Below are 19,233 nucleotides of genomic sequence, written 5' to 3' on the forward strand. Positions count from 1 at the left end.
GCTAAAATACTACTGGAAATAGCCTTGAATTTAGATGATTAGGTTCGATTGGGATATGCCCCCAGCAATTCTACTCACTATACAGCCCAAACTCGATAAGTAATTAAACCGCCATAAAACGTTCTAATGGCGGTTTATTATTTTAGTGTATATCGAAAACTATTCGAGGAGTGACTGACACCCTACTTCCTACATTGCCTCCCCTTTCCTCTCTATCCCTACCGAACGATTTTGTCTGCTATTTTTAATCCATACAAACAGAATGGCCAAAATCAGCACAAACCCTAAGTAACCCGTTATTGGATAAACAGAACCTACCAATTGAATGAATCCGATAAAGCTTACACCAAAGGACAACAGACAGATGATTACCATACTGATCTTGAACTTTGGGGTTTCCGGTTGGACAAATCTCGCCGTAAACGCATAAAGCATGCCGACCGCCGTGTTGTATATCATACCGAGTAAAGCAATGGTCATAAGAATTCCTATCACTGGTGACAAGTCTGTTGCCAACAGTAGTGTAGGCATAGCTGCACCTTGAATTTTATCGGCATTCATGAATAGTGCCCCATTGATCAGAAATAGCAACAGACCTAACCCTAGACCACCAAGCATACCGCCAAAACCAGCCACTTTTCTGTCCTTTACCGTACCACCGATAATTGCCAGCATCGAAATTCCTGCTGCAATGTTATAAGATACATACAGGAAACCACCCAACAGCCAATTTGGTGCCGCAGAAGGCTGATCAGTTGCAGCAGCGCCAAGTTTACTCATATCCGTGTCATTTGCGATAACTGCATACAAAGTAATGGCAAAGATCAATACGAGCAACAATGGTGTAACCATGCTGATAATGGAGATGACTTTCTTGACATTCATCAGGAGAGTCAGAATTACCAGTACTGTAAGAATAAAGGCTCCAACTATAGGCGATATGCCAAACTGCTGCTGAAAAATGGAGCCACTCCCTGCAAGCATTACTGTAGCAACACCAAAGAGGAAGAAAGTAACTAAAATATCAATTCCTATACCAACGTACTTTCCGCATATGTGATAAATGACATCCTTATGTGACACTGTCTGCAGATCGGAGCCGATTTGCATGATTTGCATGCCCAGAAAAGCAAACAGAAGTGTGGCAATACCACTTCCAATCAATCCTTTCCAACCAAAACTGGTGAAAAACTGCATCACTTCCTGACCTGATGCAAATCCTGCCCCAACTAGCAGTCCAATGTAAGCACCGGCAATCTTCAAACTCGTTTTCATCATATAGCCTCCACATTACTGAATTTTTAGTTAATTATACATGAAAGAAAATCGCCATCTGAATTGGCGAGATTCTTTCATATATAGTCCAAGTTTTACCACTTAAAAATCAAAAACATATTCTTCTACTCTAAATTGGTTCAAGATAGAATCATCTATCTCGTAACCAATACCTAGCTTTTCAGGAACATAAATTAAACCATTCTCCACCGTGACCTCTGGTTTGATAATATCTTTTTCCCAATACCTGGACGATCCAGCTGTATCCCCCGGGAGATTAAAACCTCCCAATGTAGTGAGCGCGATATTATGTGCACGGCCTACTCCTGCTTCCAGCATGCCGCCACACCAAACATCAATACCGTGATCACGGCAGTAGTCATGAATACGCTTTGCTTCTGACAAACCACCCACACGTCCGATTTTGATATTGATAATTTCACAGCTGCCAAGCTCGACGGCTTTTCTTGTGTCTTCCAATGAATGAATGCTTTCATCCAGACAAATTGGTGTTTTCATCTCCTTTTGCAGTGTAGCATGGTCGATAATATCGTCATGGGCGAGCGGCTGTTCAATCATCATCAAATTAAGCTCATCAAGTTTTTTTAAATTTTCCAAGTCTGCCAGCGTATAGGCGGAATTGGCGTCTGCCATTATTGGCGTGTCGGGGAACTTTTCCCGAACTTGGCGGAGGACGTCTACATCCCAACCGGGTTTGATTTTAATTTTAATACGCTTGTACCCTTCAGCAACAAAGTCACCGACTGTCTCAATTAACTTCTCTACAGATGGTTGAATTCCAATGCTGATACCAACATCAATTTCTTTTTTCTCTCCCCCAAGTGCTGTAGCAAGTGTCATATTGTTCTGTTTGGCATATAAATCCCAGACTGCTCCTTCTAAAGCCGACTTCGCCATATTATTCCGCTTGATTGGCTGGAAAAGTGCTGACACGTCATCAGGGTGGACGATTGGTTCTTCTTGCAAAATTGGAATAAGAAAGTCGCGCATCATATGTAAGTTCGTTTCTACTGTCTCCTCGCTGTACCATGGATTGGTAAAAGCAACCGATTCGCCAAATCCCCGATTTCCCCTGTCATCAACTGCTTCTGTAATGAAAAATTCTTTGTCTTGCATTGTGCCAAAGCTCGTTGTAAACGGATGCTTCATCCTCATTTTTAATTTATGCAATTTAATTTGTTTGATTGGAATCAAAATACATCGTCCCTTCACTATTTAGTAAATACGTAGTAACTGTATGCTTCTTCTTTCGTACGAAGTAGATCTCTTGCTTGAAAACCGTGATCGAAGAGCTTCTTAAATACCTTTCCTGTTTCCTGGCGCCAGCTTTTTGCAAGGGTAAAATCTGCTTGCTTCATCGTCTGAAAATCGGCTGGGATTGCCACAAAATAAGTAGAACTATCGATAACGTCCCCTGTTTCCAAATGCTTTTTAATAATTGGTTCACCATGCCTGCCACCGTCGAGCAACACAAGCTCTATATCCCAGGTCGCGGGCTGTACGCTCTTCTTTTCACCCAGCTCCCATTTAATCTGAAACCTATCTGTTGGCAGGCCATGATTCAATTCATCAGCCATATCACCATAATGGTTCGGGTGATAAATTGCACCTACCGCACCTAGCTTATGCAGATTCACGTAAGCATTTCTGCTCTCCAGCGGATCGTATGTCCATGTGATCATATCATAACCAAGCGTGCGCGCAATTTCCGCCTGCTTAAATTTCAATGCCTCCCCCAGCCCGTTCATGCGATAACCGGGCAGCATACCCATCATATGGGAGCATAAATAGGACGCTTTTCTATCAAAACCAGCGAAACTATACAAAAACCCTACCATCTGATCCTCTTCGAAGGCACCCAGGATAATACCTCCATGGTGCATTGCGGTAAACGTCTGGTGAACAGGAATTGGATCCATTTGCCATACGGCAGCTTCCACTTTTTGCATCTCGTACAGTTCTGACATCGTCGTTAGTTGCCGAATCTCTACTGGCATCTAATCCCCTCCTGACTGTACTTTTCAGCTGTTTTGACCATCGCTTTCGTCATGATGGATACAGCCTCTGGGATCGCTTCATGATTAAAGGTCATTTGCGGGTGATGAAGTCCCGGTTTTAAGCCACATCCAATCGCAAGCATCGTCGCCTTTAGCTGTGGTCGCTCGATCGTATAAAAATGAAAATCATCCCCACCTGTTGTGGTGATTGCCGGCTTCGTATTTTCCCTGCCAACATGTTCCGTAATTGCTTCCTGTAAAATTTCTGTAGCTCTTTCATCTGGTACAGCTGCCGCCACATGTGCTTTTGTTTTCAACTTAACAGGAACACAGTGATATTTCTCAAGCATCCTGGCAATTTTTTCGATTTTATCCGTTAGTAAAGTCATTACCTCATTCGTTTGTGCACGAACATCGATGGAAAACGTCGCCTTTCCTGGAATGATATTGGCATTCTTACCGCCAGCCTGAAAAGCGGTCATCTTCACGGAATAAGGAACCCTTGGGTCTGCATGTATATTATTCAAATGCTGGAAAAATTCCATGCCGATCTGAATCGCATTTTCGTTTAAATGCGGCCGAGCTCCATGTGCATCTTCCCCTAAAACAGTACCTTCGATAAACTTTGCCGCCCCATGGCGGATTGCTGGGGCGAATTGGCCTGCTTCCAATTCTTCCATTGGTCTCAAATGCATACCATACAAAAAGTCGACATCATCAACCACACCATGCTCCACCATTTTTAATGCTCCCGTGCCTTTTTCCTCTGCTGGTTGGAAGATAAAACGATATGTCCCGCGCTCAGTGAGCCCCTTTTCCATAAGAGTAAGGAACACCCCAAGTACAATGGTCATATGTGCATCATGCCCGCAAGAGTGATTAGCCTGCATATTGCCATCTACTTCCTGCCAAAGCGCATCCATATCTGCACGGATTGCCACCACCGGCTTTCCACTACCGATTTCCACCACTACTGCCGCACAGTCATCAAATGTTTGTATCTTACAATCATATGGAGAGACTACGGACTGAATATAATCCCTTGTCTCATGCTCCTCCCAGCTGATTTCCGGATGCTCATGTAAATGTTTAAATATATCTTTCAATCGTTCTTCCATTGATTTTGTATTGAAATTCAAAATGTACATCTCCTTACTTACAATTATTCATCCTAAGGCTTGCGTTCACTAACCCTTTTATCTGCCAAAGAAATCATTACTTGCCATTTCATCAAAACGGGCAACCCGTTGCTGAAATTCTTCTATATTTTTTTGCGAAATTGCGGAAACAATGTTCTTTGCTAATGACATTGCCACAGGAGCGACATCAAGGGTAGATACGGAATTCAGATGAATCGGCAGTACCAGATCAGCATATCCCGAAACGGGAGCAGCCGGTGAATCTGTAATTGCAATAATAAAAGCGCCCTGCTTCTCAGCAAGCTTAGCAAGATTTACCGTATCTGCGGCATACCGATGGAATGAAAAAACCACTACAACACTCTTCTCTGTCAATTCACCCACTCTCAGCAGAACATCATCTACCGTTGGCTGATATAATCTTGTTCTTCCCATTACTAAATCAAGGGCAAATGCAAACCAACTCGCCAGCGCATGAGATGTGCGAAGCCCTGCAACTAGTGTGCGATCACATGTCGACAAACGAGAAACTGCGGTTGCCAGGCTTTCCTCCGAAAGACGGGACATTGCTTGCCTGATTGTTTGTGCATCCTCCTCCATCAATTCCTTAATAGATTCTGTCTGTGTTTCTTGTTTTCCAAAATCAGACAATGAACTTTTTTCAAGCATGGATTGGCGCACTTCTTCCTGCAACTGTCGATAACCAGAATATCCAAGCTTTTGGCAGAAGCGAATCACCGTCGTTTCACTAACATCCATTATCTTGCCTGCTTCTGAAGCAGACATCATCGCAAACATTTTCGGTTCGTCATATAAATATGATGTAATCTTCAGTAAATTCTTTGAAAAGGTCTGTTGTTTTTCTGCAATTCTTTGATAAATGGCCTCCACTTTAAAATACCTCCATGAGCCTAAAACGCTTAAATGAAGTTAATACTTCATTATTTTATTTTATATGAAGCAAATACTTTATATTTTCAAACAATTTTAACACACGGTTATAAAATTTGGCAATAGTTTGTTTATTATTCTTTTAGGGTGCCTGCCACTTCTCGACTTGTGGCGTAAGATATGGGGGTTCTGTGGCAAAATAAAATAACTTGGCGATATGTCCAAAGGAATTCTTGTGAGCATGAGAAACAGCAAGCAGAAATAAACAAACACAAAAAAGCTCCCACCGATAAACAGTGAGAACTGGAAGTGTTGCTGGCAAAATAGACTGGAAGTGGAAGGATCTGAACAGACCCAAGCCTGTCCTTTATTCAGATAACACCTCACTAATATCCATCGAAGAAGTGACTGCACCAATAATTTCTCCTTTCTTATTTACTAATGGTTCACCATAAACGTAATAGCTACGATCACCGTCAGATAAAGGAAAGGTTATTTTCTTTTTACATTTCACACCCTCTTCGATTACTTTCCTTTTCAGGTCCATTAAATCAAGAATCCCTTGGTTCATTGCGAGTTCATCATCGCGTTTGCCAAGACTGCTACTGGTGTCGAAATCCGGATGAGGGTTAAATAGCCAAGTATATCTTAGATCCAGATCACAGTGAGCAATTACCATAGGTGAATTTTTCAAAGCTAAATAAAAGGGCTCTTCAAAATCCTCAGTAAAAAAAGCGGTGGAACTAAAACCCAATACATCAGCAATATTTCTGGCAACATCAAAGCTTGGTTTTCGCTTCCCATTTTCTATTTGGGAATAAAAAGCTCGATTTATAAATGCCTTTGATGCCACATCCTCCTGAGTTAATCCCTTTGCAATCCTCATCTTCTTTAACCAGTCCCTCATCCGCATCATCCTTCTTATGTAGCAATCAGCCACATTATTTTTACTGCTTTTAATATAAGATATATATAGTATAGCAAATTATACGAGGTCTTGAGGAAAGGATGTTTTCATGGAATTTTTATCTGACAAACAGTTAGCAGATGCTTATCAGAAAGCATTTGAGTTGAATTTAGATAAAGATTTTCTTCATTTACTACAAGGAGAAATAAATAAACGAAAATTTGATTCAATAAAGAAGAGAACTATTTGTCCTGAGGCTACTAACAAATAACAGGAACTGTGGTTGGCTAAATGTTAACTGAAGTTTTTTTCGGCTAAAGTAACTTGAATCAAATTAGACCCACTTACAACTTATTATTAAATAAGGCTTTATTACGATAAAAAATGGGTAGCATTCTATCAGTCTCCCCATCGCATCCAGCAAAACCTTACGGGTATAACAGCGGGGCTCGCTACTAAAACACATCCGTAGCGAAGCCCCTCCAAATCTACATCCCCACATACACAACCTGTTCATACAGTTCCGCCATATCTTTTGCCAATGACTTTACCTTTAACTCCTGGGTAACCCGATCGTCTGACGCAAATTCCTCAAGCCGAACTTTCAAATCTTCCCACCACTTCACTAATTCTGGTACATCCATTCCGTCTAATCGTTTTTTCAAATCTTCAAGGAAAATCTCGTGTACGGAAAACTTGTTGACTAGACGAATCACTTCCAGTCCAAGAATGTTTGCGGTACCTTCCCAAACGGTCAGCACTTGTGCGTCACGAAGCAGCCTTGGTGTGACAAAATCCTCGATATAGCCATTCCCGCCATGCATTTCGATTGCTTCATGAGCAAAGGCAATTGCCTGTTCTGCAGATTCTTTTTTCATAATCGCAATGAGCAAACGGTTAAGTGCTTCTTCCTCTTTCGTCGCCTCTCCGTTGGTTACCTTCCCATGTAACTGGATCAACTCAAATATGGCTGCCGTTTCTGCCTCCAGCTTTTGTTTCAGCTGTGTCAGTGTCTGCTGAATCATTGGAAATTCACATAGTCGTTTACCAAAAGCATCACGGCGTTCGGCATATGCCTTCGCTTCCGTATAGCTTCTGCGCATGATTCCGATGGATGCCACCATATTGCAAATTCTTGATAGATTAAGAGCCTCCATCATATAGTAGAATCCCCGATTTGGATCGCCGATCACATAAGCTTTTGCCCCATCAAATTCCACCTCTGCAGAGGGAACCGCACGAACACCTAGCTTATCCTTCAATCTACGAATGCGTAAATTATTTATACTGCCATCCTCGTTCTTCCATGGAACAGCAAACAAGGTAAGTCCGCGTGTTCCCGCAGGCGCGCCTTCTTTTCTTGCAAGCACCATGGCTACACCACACATACCGGCATTGGAGGCAAAATATTTCTCACCATATAAACGAAAATGATCCCCTGCTTCCTTTGCCTGCACAACGTTTGCTCCGACATCTGACCCGCCCTGTCTCTCGGTAAGAAACGTTGCACCTTCATAGAGTTCCACACCCCCTGTTGCACAAACATGTGGCAAAAATTGTTGCTTAATAGCTTGATCTGCATAGTGATCAAGCAAATAAGCTGTTGCCAATGTCAGTGTAACTGGACAATAAAACCCCGGTTCAGCCTGTGATAACTGGTAACCTTGCGCAAAACTATAGGTATAGTTCCCTTTCCGTCCTAGCTCTGGTATTTCCTTATGCACGTAACCGATAATACCCGTGTTGTACGTTTCCGCAACCGTCTGCTTATACCCTTCGTTTACCCATACCTCCGAAACCTCTTCTCCATATTTGTTGTAACGGAGTAATCTTGGCTGCCCCTCCCGATCTGTATGGACTGCACGTTCATCAATATGGTTTGCGCAGGCATCGCCGAATTTCTTCAACTCTTTGGAGGCATATGCATAAAGATCCTCGTCCAGATGCTTTTCCAACAGCTTTTGAAAAAAATCATCCTCGGTAAAGAAGTTTCGCCTTTGTTGTGTCCTTGTTTCCTGTAATACATGCATCATTTCGTAACCCCTTCCCGCAATACCTGTTTTAAAATCTTACCGGATGCGTTTCTTGGCAAAGCTTCCACCTGCTCGTAAATCCGAGGGATCTTATATGAGGCAAGACTTCCTTTCAAAAATTCCTTCACATCATCTGGATTCACTTTTGTTGTTGCTGAAAATATAGCTTTAATGGTCTCTCCCCATTCCGGATGGGGTACGCCGATAACAGCAACCTCTGTAACACCTTCATACATCACAAAAATATCTTCAATCTCTTTTGGATAAACGTTCACACCGCCGGTGATAATCATGTCTTTCTTTCGGTCAATAACCCAAAAGTAACCATCCTCATCTTGTATTGCCATATCTCCCGTCCGCAGCCAATCATCTTGTAAAACCGCAGCAGTCGCTTCCGGATTATTATAATAGCCAACCATATTGCTTTCCCCACGCAAGGCAATTTCTCCCACTTCTCCAGCCGGCAGCTCTTTACCTTCATCATCAATAATCCGGATTTCCATACCAAGTGCCGCACGTTTTCCGATGCTCCCGGCTTTTTCCTCATGTTCATGATCAAAGAGCAATGTCCCACTCGGTCCTGCTTCCGTCAAACCATAAACACACACAAGATTCCCGTCTGGAAAAGCCACTTTTAATTGCTGCACCTGCTTTGTTGATAAGCCTGCACCACCATATATCCACCACTTCATGGAAGAAAGGTCGGCTTCGTTTATACGCTTATGCCGGGCTGTTGTTAAATAGGCAACTGGCGCGCCAAAGAAATGGGTGGTTCGTTCCTTCTCAACAGTATCTAATAATAAATCAGGCGAGAATGTTGGTGTCAAAACCAATGTAGCACCGACAATCATTCCAGCCATGAAAAATAGATGCAACGGGGCTGAATGACTGAGTGGCATCATTAACAGAATTCTGCTTTCCGGCTTCACTTCCATCTCTACACATATCATGTTCGCGACGGTTAAAATATTGCGGTAACTGAAAAGCACCCCTTTTGGATCTCCAGTTGTGCCAGAAGTATACAAAATTGTAGAAAGATCATCCTCCGTTAAATCACATGAAATGGCTTTCGAGTTTCCGCTGTCTATCAATGATTCAAAACTCCTCCAATTGCCCTGTGCTTTCCCCGTTTTAATTAGAATCGATGGTTCTGTAAAATGCTGCACACCTGAAAACAGGAGCTCATGCACAATAAGCGCCTTCGTTTCGGAATTTTTCACAATGTAATTCACTTCCGGCCCCGTAAGTTTTGCATTGATCGGCACAACAATAGCCCCAATTCGCTGCACAGCAAAATATGCAATGGCAAACGCATTCACATTCGGCATAAGCAGTGCAACCTTATCCCCTTTGCTAATCCCCAAGTTATTGATAGCGCTTCCAAATTGATTCACATGAAGGTCAAGCTCCTGATAAGTCAACCGCTGCCCCTGACATACCACCGCTTCTTGCGACGGGTACTTCCTTGCATTACGTGCCAGCAACTCCGAACTGTTCATCCATCTTCCCCCTCATCCTTTAGTTTTTGTGTAAACTGTTCCATAAGAACTTCCATCTCCGATTTTAGTGCCTGAAATTCCGCAATCACTTCTTCAATTTCCGCAACCTTTTCTTCACCATACTCAATGGTCCGCTTCAGTTGTTTCTTACCAGAACGATCTTCATCAAATAACAATATCATTTCTTTAATCTCTTCCAGCGAAAAGCCATAACGTTTTCCTCGAAAAATAAGCTTAAGCCTTGTCACATCAGATTTAGAAAATACTCTTCTATTCCCCGTCGTGCGCCCAGGTACCAAAAGACCAATTTCCTCATAATACCGAATCGTCCTTGTTGTCACATCAAATTCTGCCGCAACCTCCGCAATCGTCTTCACAGCCCTCCCCCTCACTTTTATTTTCATTTTACCATTGACGTTAACGTTAAATACAAGGGTTATTTTTTGGGTGGATAAGAGTTGCTTATAAGTGGAGGTGTTAGGAGTAGTGGGGCTAAAAATAGCATGTGGGACTTAGCTGCTCCTGTCCAAGCTAAGGTCCATAATATAAATTTGTGTTAACCATATGTATGCTCACCAATAAGGGAAGCTATTACATGATTCAGGAAGTGACTATGCACCTTTAGCCTGTATAAAAGGAATTATGATATAATAAGGGCAAGCTATCCATAACCTTTGAAAAAAGGACAGGAAAAAAATCTTAGAGGGTGATGAGGATATGACTACTCTAACTCTAAATGATATTGAAAGCAGAGTTGTTAAAAATTCAATTCAATATAGTGATACTAACAGACAAATTATTTCTTAGATAAAAAGTAAAAATTTAAATCAAGGCCGCGTTAGACCTAAAAATCAAACTTAAGAAAAAATTTTAGCTACATTCTCTCGGAGTTAAGTCATTTTATTATTTATCTTGCCAGAATGGAAAAAACAGCAACTAAAAGATAGCTTACATTCAAAAAAAGATTAAACAAAAGGAAAGGAATAACAAGTATCTTCTTGTTGTAATTCCTTTCCTTAATGGTAAAAATGTTTTTCTAAAGCTTCAACATCATTTTGATCAGTTAGTATGCTTATCGCCCAAGTATATGGAGATTCGTGAAATCTCAGTTTATCTTTAACTAAAGTCTCTTCTACTTCTGATTCTTGAATCTTTTTCATTGCTTCCTCTTTACTTTTACCAAACTCGCTCATTAGTTCTTTTGATATATATTGAACCATTAAGTCAATCTCATTACGAAGTTCAATTGATTTGTTTGTATTTAGCACTTTATCACCTAAAAAAGTTGTGTGTATTGAGCGGCTTCATTTGTTAATACTGCTAACTAATTTTTATTATTATATGCTTTTATATCTTCATGATTTTTCGATACTAAACCACCATCATCAACAGGTCCATAAATCCAATCTTTCTGTTTTACAGGGGATTGATTAGTTTGGCGCATATTCTATAAACAAACTGTTTCCATTCATAACCTTCATTTGAGGAATGGCAGGCACCCAATCATATCGTTTGTCCATTTTCTCTATTTTTTTCTTTTAACACGTCCGTTATTATCGGTATATATTTCGGTTAAACCTAATTTATGAGCCTTTTTTATTAGCTCGTCTGTACGAGATCGGGAGGATTTAAGAATGTCGTTTTGTTTTTTTTCTAAGTTCAGGCCATGATTATGTTTAGGTGTTTTCAAAGCATCCATACATTATACCCCCTCTTTATTTTTAATCTTATCATAAAAATGCGCTAACGCACACATATCCGCATAAAATATTACCGTTCTTTTATCATCCTCTTGAAATTCATTTTTACCCTCACTCTGAACGCAAAGTACACCTACAATCTCTCTGCCAATCTTAATGGGAACTCCCAGTATTGATCCGTATTCATGTTTAGGAGCATATTCTTCTCTAAAATGTTGGCTAATTGTAACATCTGATACGAGTTCTGTTTTACCGGTCTTCCATATATGACCTGCAAATCCTTCTCCTTTTTTAAACTTTCTATTTCTAGAGGAAGAAAACTCGATTCTACTGTATGCAAACATTTCCAGCTCGTTATTCTTATTAATAAAATAGATAGTTGAAGATTTATCGGCTCTGTCTTCTAATAATATAGTTACACATTCATCCAATACATTATTACAAAATTCAAGCTTCCAATATGGTTTGCGCTCTACTAATAGCTGAATCAATGATCGAACCAATCTACTCGCATTTTTGTGGTGTCTAATAAAAATATCACTTATGTAGGCTATTTGTTCTAATTCAAGATCTTTTTGTTCAAGCTCATCCAGTAAGTTGTCCGTATACATTTCCTGTTCTTCCAGTTTCCCTTTTAGTATATGTTTTTCCTTTAATATTTTTGAACGGTTCTTGCTTTCTTTTTTAAAGTCTGGATGATACATGAAATTAGGTATATTTGTTGCACCTACAGAAACAACGTCCGGGTTAGCCCTGATTTCTCTTGCCAATATACTCGTTAAAAAAATTATTGTTAACAGAACGCAAATTAATTCAAACACTCCTTTAGAAGAAACTTTTCCGGTTGGAACCATCCAGTTATGAATCGTTGTATACGTTTCACTAATACCTAAAAAGATGGCTAAAGTAAGTAGCAATCCAACAATATAACTTAAAATTAGCTTTGCTGATTTTGGCATTTTATTCTCCACCTTTTATACATTTTGAGTTAAATAATAATCCAACTTCACACTCCTATACTTCTTTCCCCAAAAAGATAGGTTAGTATTGCTTAACTTATCTCACAATCCCCTCAAAGGTCGGCTTCTTTTTCATCTACATTGCTCACACCTCAGTTCTAAAACATATATGTATTAAATAAATTATAGATCATATGTTCGCAAAAAGATAGCTATATACAAAACATTTAATCGACAAAATACTACATAATTCGAGAAGTGACAGTCACTACCGACTTACTCAATCTCTCAACCCGTAAAAGCAACCAGATAATTTTCGACAGGATACGGGGAGCGACAGTGACATTCAAAACTTAATTTCTTTATGTCTTCTACACGCATGCCAAAATCTGGATCTTCAGCAACTTCCTTAGTATAAGGGAGACAGGGAATAATTGGTGACATGATCGTATAACAAGATGAGCAGAACAAGATTGAGTGAAACACCTAACCATTCACCGTATAAATGAATGTACTGCTGGAAATAATAGTTTTATAGATTAAAAGGAAGGGGAACTTTGTATGCCACGAATATCAGTAGTTCCATTTAGTAGGATTGTGGAAATTTATGGAAACACCCATCACAGAAATGATCTGGAAGCAATGAAACATTTAGAGAATGCTTATGAGCAGGGAATGACAGAGATTATTAGGGAAATGGCTTATTTGGAGATGCTTCATTATGAGAAAGAGTATGTACCTGAAAATAACCATGGCGAAACACGTAATGAAGAAACACCATTTCAGCGTGCTATACGTCTGTGTCATACCAAAGACCAAAGAGATGCATTGTTTGATGTAGAAGCTGAACTCAATTCCTTCGCTGTGTTCGAATCGGAGAGATATTTTATTGATGGGTTTATACGCGGGTACAAATTTCTGAAAAGAAACAACTGCTCATAAACGTTAATTATTCCTTTCTTCTCATCAGTGATTAATGGGCCGACCACATGCCAGATTCTACACCTCAGAGGCAATCTATATATCCGTACTACAATTGCATTTACTGGCCCATTCTTGGTTCTGTGATATTATCCCTCTGTATACTCTTACTCTTCCCCCAATAACAACCTTGACTATCATCCCTGCAAAGTACGGCGGCGATTCTGACCCAACTTTTTAAACATCACAAAATGAATAACCAACGAAATTAAAAAACTGCAGAGAATAGACTCCTGCAGTGTTTTTATTTGTTACTTCATAATGGGATCTTACTCCAAATTTTGAAGAACGATTTTTGTAGTCTGTAACATTACTGATTGAGGAATTTACGAAGTTTCTTCTCGTGCTGCATAGTTTTGCTGGAAAGAAAGTCAACGGTTTCTTGTGTTTCTGTTAATTCAACACGTACTCCATTAATTTTTGTTTCAATACGATCAAAACGTTCATCCATACGGTTTTCAAGTTCCGTCTTCATATTATGCATGCCGTTCTCAAGCTCAGTTATCCTTCCAGTGATCTCCCCAGAGTATTGTTTAAGTGCATTAAGAATTTCCTTCAGTTCATGTTGTTCCATGTTGTATCACTTCCCTATTAAAATCATTATATGCTATACTACTTCTTATTTAAAGGCCTATTCTCTTGGGATTTTAATTGGATTGCGGCAATGTGCTTCTGCGCAACAAGTATTAAACTAAGTCACTAGATTTCCGGTTTATCGTCATCTCTAATAAAGATGATTAAATGATAACGTTCATTCCTATCTAGTTTTAAAGGAGAACCACTTTATGCTTACATCACTATAAAGGAGTCGGAAGCTGACCCCAGAACTCACTTAACTCGGGAAGTGACAGTGCACCAAAAACTAAAAAAGATGCTGACTCTGGAGAGATCGTTCTTGGTGAGGGCAGCGAGGATTCCTTTTGGGAAGTGGAAGAAGGCCAATATATTGATCTAATGATTGCGGTTAAATTGGATGAAAGCGCCGGGAACGATTATCAGGGTGCACGCTACAACGCCTTTCTTAACGTTATCGCAAAACAAACAGATGATGGAGCCAAGTACGAATAATAAATGAAAATAGCAAAAGGTGAAAATGAATGCAGTCAAATATATATATTGACCCAAAAATAGACATTGCTAGTGACGAATACATTGGCATAATAATTGAGTTTAAAATAAAACCTGCCAAAACTGCCGTGGCCACATGTATATCAAATTTGACAATGGAACAAGCCAAACAGCAGGTTGAAACAAGCCACCAGATATTTCAAAGGGAACTCAAACAGTTAGAGGAATCCAATATTGAATATTTCATCATTAATACCTATAAAGATTCCTTTAATGGTGTGTCGATGCGTCTAAAAGGAAATACAGTTCAACGCTTGCTTCGATCCACTGTTATAAAAGCGATTTATAAGACCGAGGAAATGAATGTACCTAAAAAGCCAGTAGATACAAGGTATCAAATATAACAATCCCCCCTGATAGTAAGTGTAATTAACTTAGTATTGGGGGGATTTGTTACATTGAATATGCTATTCCTTCATGCCTTGGACCTTGGAAATTTTCCATTGGAGAGGTTGGCAAGTGTTTTTTTATTTATGTAACAACTTCAAAGACCAATATATAAGTTAATTGCCAAAGACTACATTTTTAGTTTGTAATAACCACTATACTGGCAAATAAAATCCGCATCTTTTACATCAACTGACACAACCTCGTATTTAGCAAATGTGTGTTTTAAATTTGGAAGATGCCAGCCACCTAGAACTATAAATTTCTTCAATCAAGCTGCAGAAGGAGGCCTCCCCACCATCCCCCAATACTCAACCTCATTAAATAACCGTTGTTCACGAGGTTCTTTCTGTGATAATAGTAAATATATTTGTTCTTCATACACGTTCTTTTTCTTGTGAAAGGGCATCGTAACTGACCTTGCATATTTCTCAATAAAATAAAGTTGAAAAGAAGTTAAGCTTCCATCAATCCGCATAAATTCAAGGTGCTTTCGAATATGAGGAGCTTTTTTGCACAAAATGGAGGAACTCCAAATTTTATTCATCATGGTAAGATCACGTGCTTTCTCTGCATAAAGCTTTCCTCTTTTAGTCATTTCTTCGTGAAAAGAAAATTGCAGGATTTGCTTCATAGTAAAACCTGTTCTGTCCTGAATACTTTGTAGATCAGCATTTTCAAGTTGATTGACCAAGTCAAAACGAAACTGGTTTAATTTCTGGATACCAACTTTATTTGTAATTGTATTCCGTAACGTTAAGTACACTATATCGTCTCGTGAATCAGGACTTATAATTTGGGCATTCACTACTGCATTACTATTATATTTTTTCTGTAAAGCTATTTCATGAAAATCAGTTACATAGAACAGTTCTCCATTCCATTTATATAAGTATATTAATATTGAAGGTATTGGAGTTAGCGTCTTTAATTCCCTTAATGCATTTTTTGAAGGTAAGTGGACTTCACTCTTTGTAATCATTTGGATATTACTAATTGGTATTAATGTTAATTCTCCGTTGCTCATACGACCATCCTCCTTGCTTCACTATATGAAGCAGGACGATTGTCCTATTAACATAACTAACAAACGCTTGAAAACTTTTGTTCAATAAAGTTTATCTGATTATTATGGATAAATAGATCCACTGTTTGTGAGCTGGAAAGCCAGCAAAATAATTAAGAATAACCTTTTGTAAAAAATCTGCTTACAAAAAAGCATGATACTAGTATACAGGGGTTTTTTAGTGATTAATTGTCGTGGTCCTCGAACTGCACTCAAGAAAACCTCAAAAAGATATCATATGATTTTAATCAAGTGACGAACTTCTAGTCTATATATGTCTATATTCTCTACTCTACGACTTTAAAGCAGCCGGTGCTGACCCCACCAGTTCCCAAACCTTAGCTATATACAAAAAATATATTAGACAAATCACTACATAATTCAGCCAGTACCAGACACTCACCTCACCATCCTCCACCCCACCCAATTACACCCTATTCAAAAATTTCCATAAAAAATAGGTTGTAATTGGTTGTCAGATAGTTTAGTATGTTAACATATTCTGAAAATTGGGAGGGGTTAAAATTGAATGAAAACGAAGCTCTAATTGAAGTTCGCAGAGGTAATCATATAGAGAGCGCGCATAATTTACATATTGCTGTCGTTGATTCTGCAGGAACGTTGCTGCATTATGCTGGAAATAGTAACAAAAATATTTATGCCCGTTCTTCGATGAAACCTATTCAAGCTATACCAATCGTGGAAACTGGTGCAGCGGATTATTATGAATTTAGTGATGCTGACTTATCCCTTTGTACCGCATCCCATAGTGGTGAAGCGATGCATACGGACCGGGTAACATCCATTCTAAAACGTGTCGGGATTGATGACACGAAGCTACAATGTGGAACCCATATACCAAGATGGCAGGAAACGTATAAAAATCTAATTAAAAACGATAAGGAAGTTACTCCTTTATTTAACAACTGTTCAGGCAAACATACAGGGATGCTGGCAACAGCAATGTTTATGGGAGAACCTATTAACACCTATTATGAGCTGGATCATCCTGTCCAACAACGCATTATGCAAACCGTTAGTGAAATATGTGACTACCCTCAAGAAGATATTGAAATTGGTATTGATGGCTGCGGGGTTCCGGTACATGGTTTACCTTTGGAACGACTTGCTTACGGTTTTGCAAGAATGGCAAATCCCGAATCACTTGGAAAAGAAAGAGCCGAGCATGTACGTCGTGTTACAAAAGCAATGACTGCAGCACCTGAAATGGTCGGAGGTACAGATCGGTTTTGTACAGATTTTATGACCGCCGGAAAAGGCAGATTCTTTGGCAAGGCAGGAGCTGAAGGAGTTTATTGTATAGGAGATACGCAAACCGGATTAGGAATTGCCATAAAAGTTGCCGACGGTAATGGCAGAGCGGTATATCCTGCTGCAATGGAAACACTTGTGCAGCTTGGGTTACTGGAAAATAATCAGATCGAACAATTGAAAGAATATCACCATCCCAAATTAAAAAATGCCCGAAATGAAATCATTGGTGAATTGATCCCTCATTTTCGATTAAAGCATATTGCATTGGCTTAGGAGTTGTAAGTAATGACAATTAGAAATGTTAGCATCATTGCAATTCAAGAAAAATTTTCAAATACAATCACCAAGCAGCTTAAAGAAATAATTGGAGACAAGGTGAACATTCATTCCGTAACTGTAAAAGATATACAGCGTCAAACAATCGCAAAAGGGGATATTGTGGTTCTTTCAAACAACCTGATTAAAGGACTCGTGAATGAATTAATACCTGAGGAATGTCCAATCGTTGTTGCAAAGCGCGACATCAATTATGTGAATACGAAAGAATTATTGAACCTGCCCCCCGGCCAAGAGATTTTGGTTGTAAATGATAATAAAACAAACGCAGATGAAACGGTTCAGTCACTAAGCGAGACCGTATTTGAACACAGTTATCAGGCTTATTCACCAACCGAAGCCATTCCAAAAACAATCGACTATATCGTGACCCCTGGAGAAGGACATCTTCTGCCAAAGGAATTATCAAATGTCATTGATATAGGTTCCAGATTACTGGATTTTAACACTGTTGAAGAAATAATCCATCTGCTGGAGATTGATACGGCGAAGTCACAAATAGTAAGGCGCTATTTTAAAGCATGTGTTTCTTTATCGAGTAAAAATAACGAGGTAACAGCAACAGATAGAACGAAAAACAATAGAAATGTCGCCAATTATTCTTTCCAAGATATTATTAGTACGAGCAACAGTATGAGAGAAACTGTTGAACTGGCAAAGCATTATGCTGAAAACAGTCATACAAAATACATTCATATAGAAGGTGCACCTGGTACAGGAAAAAGCATGCTTGCCCAGGCACTCCATAATCTTTCTGATCAATCAGAGCTACCTTTTGTTTCTATTCATTGCAATTCAAAAAATTTAAGCGAAATGGAAGAAGCTCTTTTCGGATCAAAAAATAGTAGCGACTCCCTTGGAGCTTTCGAGTCTAATGAAAATGGAACGATCTGTATAGAAGATATTGAAGAACTGCCCTTAGCAATGCAAAAAAGACTGTTTCAACAACTTAATGACAGGCAAATTAAAGCTAAAGTGATAACAACAAGCTCCAAAGATTGCAAAGAATTGGTGAAGAAGCACTTATTTTATGAAGAACTTTTCCATTTATTTAATGAAAACTATTTAAAAGTTCCCAATTTATCTGAGAGAAAAGAAGACCTTATGCCTTTAATTGATAACATTAAGCAAAGAATACAGAAAGACGAAATTACCTTTAAAGAGGAAGTATTGGAGTTTTTCATGGAATATCCTTGGGACAATAATGTGAAGGAACTTTATGATGTAATCACCTATTTATCTTTACTGGAAGAGAGCCCTATAGGAATGAAATTTCTACCTTTTTACCTGCGTTCAAAGGTAGATGAACAGAAATTCATAGATATTGATAAAAATAAGATGATTATTTCTAAAATAGAAGAACATGGATTCCTTGGTGAGAGTATCGAAATTTTAAAGGCCTTCTATGAAGGAAAAAAAGAGTATGTTTCTTTTGGCAGATATGCTTTAAAAAAACATCTGGAGAAAAAAGGACATACCCTTTCCGAGCAACAATTACGAGCAAGATTAGAAGTTCTTCAACATCTGGATTTAACGATTGTACGGCAAGGAAGAGCCGGTACAACCATTTCCCGATTGGGTGAAGAATTTATCGAAGACTATTTAAAATCGCATGAAAGTACGAAAGGTGGAAAATAAA

Annotated in this window: 20 protein-coding genes; 6 read left to right on the forward strand and 14 right to left on the reverse strand. The window is 39.2% G+C overall.

What is annotated here, in order from left to right; genetic code table 11:
* Positions 1-189: 189 nt before the first annotated feature.
* The 6 genes from BME96_RS16060 to BME96_RS16085 form a co-directional block, all read right to left on the reverse strand.
* Complete coding sequence (locus BME96_RS16060) at positions 190-1,275, reverse strand: YkvI family membrane protein (RefSeq protein WP_071649593.1); 1,086 nt, start codon at positions 1,273-1,275, stop codon at positions 190-192.
* 102 nt (positions 1,276-1,377) lie between these two features.
* Positions 1,378-2,487: an o-succinylbenzoate synthase gene (gene menC / locus BME96_RS16065; RefSeq protein ID WP_071650039.1), complete on the reverse strand. Its 1,110-nt coding sequence runs from the start codon at positions 2,485-2,487 to the stop codon at positions 1,378-1,380.
* Positions 2,488-2,507: 20 nt separating this feature from the next.
* Positions 2,508-3,293, reverse strand: coding sequence for a GNAT family N-acetyltransferase (locus tag BME96_RS16070; RefSeq protein WP_071649594.1), 786 nt, complete (start codon positions 3,291-3,293; stop codon positions 2,508-2,510).
* Positions 3,284-4,441 carry a M20 peptidase aminoacylase family protein gene (locus BME96_RS16075; protein ID WP_071649595.1) on the reverse strand — a complete coding sequence of 386 codons (1,158 nt, stop codon included), beginning with the start codon at positions 4,439-4,441 and terminating at the stop codon, positions 3,284-3,286. Before BME96_RS16075 ends, BME96_RS16070 begins: the two co-directional genes overlap by 10 nt.
* 48 nt (positions 4,442-4,489) lie before the next feature.
* Positions 4,490-5,323, reverse strand: a complete 834-nt coding sequence (locus tag BME96_RS16080) for a MurR/RpiR family transcriptional regulator (RefSeq protein WP_083547492.1) — start codon at positions 5,321-5,323, stop codon at positions 4,490-4,492.
* A 367-nt stretch (positions 5,324-5,690) separates the two neighbouring features.
* Positions 5,691-6,230, reverse strand: a complete 540-nt coding sequence (locus BME96_RS16085) for a helix-turn-helix domain-containing protein (RefSeq protein WP_071649596.1) — start codon at positions 6,228-6,230, stop codon at positions 5,691-5,693.
* A 109-nt stretch (positions 6,231-6,339) separates the two neighbouring features.
* On the opposite strand from BME96_RS16085, the gene sda reads away from it, so the two are divergent.
* Positions 6,340-6,501: a sporulation histidine kinase inhibitor Sda gene (gene sda, locus BME96_RS16090; RefSeq protein ID WP_082387948.1), complete on the forward strand. Its 162-nt coding sequence runs from the start codon at positions 6,340-6,342 to the stop codon at positions 6,499-6,501.
* 217 nt (positions 6,502-6,718) lie between these two features.
* Here the strand turns inward: sda and BME96_RS16095 are convergent, their stop codons facing one another.
* From BME96_RS16095 to BME96_RS16115, 6 genes are all read right to left on the reverse strand, one after another.
* Positions 6,719-8,260, reverse strand: a complete 1,542-nt coding sequence (locus BME96_RS16095; RefSeq protein ID WP_071650041.1) for an acyl-CoA dehydrogenase family protein — start codon at positions 8,258-8,260, stop codon at positions 6,719-6,721.
* Positions 8,260-9,762, reverse strand: coding sequence for a class I adenylate-forming enzyme family protein (locus BME96_RS16100; RefSeq protein ID WP_071649597.1), 1,503 nt, complete (start codon positions 9,760-9,762; stop codon positions 8,260-8,262). Before BME96_RS16100 ends, BME96_RS16095 begins: the two co-directional genes overlap by 1 nt.
* Complete coding sequence (locus BME96_RS16105; protein WP_071649598.1) at positions 9,759-10,139, reverse strand: MerR family transcriptional regulator; 381 nt, start codon at positions 10,137-10,139, stop codon at positions 9,759-9,761. The genes BME96_RS16100 and BME96_RS16105 overlap by 4 nt, the downstream gene beginning before the upstream one ends.
* 639 nt (positions 10,140-10,778) lie before the next feature.
* Positions 10,779-11,030: a hypothetical protein gene (locus BME96_RS16110; protein ID WP_071649599.1), complete on the reverse strand. Its 252-nt coding sequence runs from the start codon at positions 11,028-11,030 to the stop codon at positions 10,779-10,781.
* Between the two features lie 257 nt (positions 11,031-11,287).
* Positions 11,288-11,461 (reverse strand): hypothetical protein, encoded by a 174-nt coding sequence (locus BME96_RS19680; RefSeq protein ID WP_156036048.1) that lies wholly within the window; start codon positions 11,459-11,461, stop codon positions 11,288-11,290.
* A gap of 3 nt (positions 11,462-11,464) precedes the next feature.
* A complete protein-coding gene (locus tag BME96_RS16115; RefSeq protein WP_071649600.1) occupies positions 11,465-12,421 on the reverse strand; it encodes a GAF domain-containing protein in 957 nt (318 codons plus the stop codon).
* Between the two features lie 561 nt (positions 12,422-12,982).
* Between BME96_RS16115 and BME96_RS16120 the strand changes: the two genes are divergently transcribed.
* The gene (locus BME96_RS16120; protein WP_060678300.1) at positions 12,983-13,363 is read left to right on the forward strand and encodes a hypothetical protein; all 381 of its coding nucleotides are present in this window, start codon (positions 12,983-12,985) and stop codon (positions 13,361-13,363) included.
* 349 nt (positions 13,364-13,712) lie between these two features.
* On the opposite strand, the gene BME96_RS16125 is transcribed toward BME96_RS16120, so the two are convergent.
* On the reverse strand, positions 13,713-13,976 hold the full coding sequence (locus BME96_RS16125) for a tRNA uridine-5-carboxymethylaminomethyl(34) synthesis GTPase MnmE (protein WP_071649601.1): 264 nt from the start codon (positions 13,974-13,976) through the stop codon (positions 13,713-13,715).
* A gap of 353 nt (positions 13,977-14,329) precedes the next feature.
* Here BME96_RS16125 and BME96_RS19685 point away from each other — a divergent pair, with 353 nt between their 5' ends.
* Both BME96_RS19685 and BME96_RS16130 read left to right on the forward strand, forming a co-directional pair.
* Positions 14,330-14,470: a hypothetical protein gene (locus BME96_RS19685; RefSeq protein ID WP_156036050.1), complete on the forward strand. Its 141-nt coding sequence runs from the start codon at positions 14,330-14,332 to the stop codon at positions 14,468-14,470.
* 29 nt (positions 14,471-14,499) lie between these two features.
* Positions 14,500-14,874: a protease inhibitor I9 family protein gene (locus tag BME96_RS16130; protein ID WP_060678293.1), complete on the forward strand. Its 375-nt coding sequence runs from the start codon at positions 14,500-14,502 to the stop codon at positions 14,872-14,874.
* A gap of 314 nt (positions 14,875-15,188) precedes the next feature.
* Here BME96_RS16130 and BME96_RS16135 read toward each other — a convergent pair whose 3' ends face one another.
* Positions 15,189-15,944 (reverse strand): hypothetical protein, encoded by a 756-nt coding sequence (locus tag BME96_RS16135; protein ID WP_071649602.1) that lies wholly within the window; start codon positions 15,942-15,944, stop codon positions 15,189-15,191.
* A gap of 564 nt (positions 15,945-16,508) precedes the next feature.
* Here BME96_RS16135 and BME96_RS16140 point away from each other — a divergent pair.
* Positions 16,509-17,531, forward strand: coding sequence for an asparaginase (locus tag BME96_RS16140; RefSeq protein WP_071649603.1), 1,023 nt, complete (start codon positions 16,509-16,511; stop codon positions 17,529-17,531).
* Between the two features lie 12 nt (positions 17,532-17,543).
* The gene (locus tag BME96_RS16145) at positions 17,544-19,232 is read left to right on the forward strand and encodes a sigma 54-interacting transcriptional regulator (RefSeq protein WP_071649604.1); all 1,689 of its coding nucleotides are present in this window, start codon (positions 17,544-17,546) and stop codon (positions 19,230-19,232) included.
* Position 19,233 lies beyond the last annotated feature (1 nt).

This window comes from Virgibacillus halodenitrificans, from assembly GCF_001878675.1.
GTDB lineage: Bacteria > Bacillota > Bacilli > Bacillales > Amphibacillaceae > Virgibacillus_Q > Virgibacillus_Q halodenitrificans.

Bases quoted from the DNA above. Each gene is read 5' to 3' on its own strand.
- BME96_RS16060 (WP_071649593.1), bottom strand. From the start codon at position 1,275: ATGAAAACGAGTTTGAAGATTGCCGGTGCTTACATTGGACTGCTAGTT.
- BME96_RS16070 (WP_071649594.1), bottom strand. From the start codon at position 3,293: ATGCCAGTAGAGATTCGGCAACTAACGACGATGTCAGAACTGTACGAG.
- BME96_RS16075 (WP_071649595.1), bottom strand. From the start codon at position 4,441: ATGTACATTTTGAATTTCAATACAAAATCAATGGAAGAACGATTGAAA.
- BME96_RS16085 (WP_071649596.1), bottom strand. From the start codon at position 6,230: ATGAGGGACTGGTTAAAGAAGATGAGGATTGCAAAGGGATTAACTCAG.
- sda (WP_082387948.1), top strand. From the start codon at position 6,340: ATGGAATTTTTATCTGACAAACAGTTAGCAGATGCTTATCAGAAAGCA.
- BME96_RS16095 (WP_071650041.1), bottom strand. From the start codon at position 8,260: ATGCATGTATTACAGGAAACAAGGACACAACAAAGGCGAAACTTCTTT.
- BME96_RS16100 (WP_071649597.1), bottom strand. From the start codon at position 9,762: ATGAACAGTTCGGAGTTGCTGGCACGTAATGCAAGGAAGTACCCGTCG.
- BME96_RS19680 (WP_156036048.1), bottom strand. From the start codon at position 11,461: ATGGATGCTTTGAAAACACCTAAACATAATCATGGCCTGAACTTAGAA.
- BME96_RS16115 (WP_071649600.1), bottom strand. From the start codon at position 12,421: ATGCCAAAATCAGCAAAGCTAATTTTAAGTTATATTGTTGGATTGCTA.
- BME96_RS16120 (WP_060678300.1), top strand. From the start codon at position 12,983: ATGCCACGAATATCAGTAGTTCCATTTAGTAGGATTGTGGAAATTTAT.
- BME96_RS16125 (WP_071649601.1), bottom strand. From the start codon at position 13,976: ATGGAACAACATGAACTGAAGGAAATTCTTAATGCACTTAAACAATAC.
- BME96_RS16130 (WP_060678293.1), top strand. From the start codon at position 14,500: ATGCAGTCAAATATATATATTGACCCAAAAATAGACATTGCTAGTGAC.
- BME96_RS16135 (WP_071649602.1), bottom strand. From the start codon at position 15,944: ATGAGCAACGGAGAATTAACATTAATACCAATTAGTAATATCCAAATG.
- BME96_RS16145 (WP_071649604.1), top strand. From the start codon at position 17,544: ATGACAATTAGAAATGTTAGCATCATTGCAATTCAAGAAAAATTTTCA.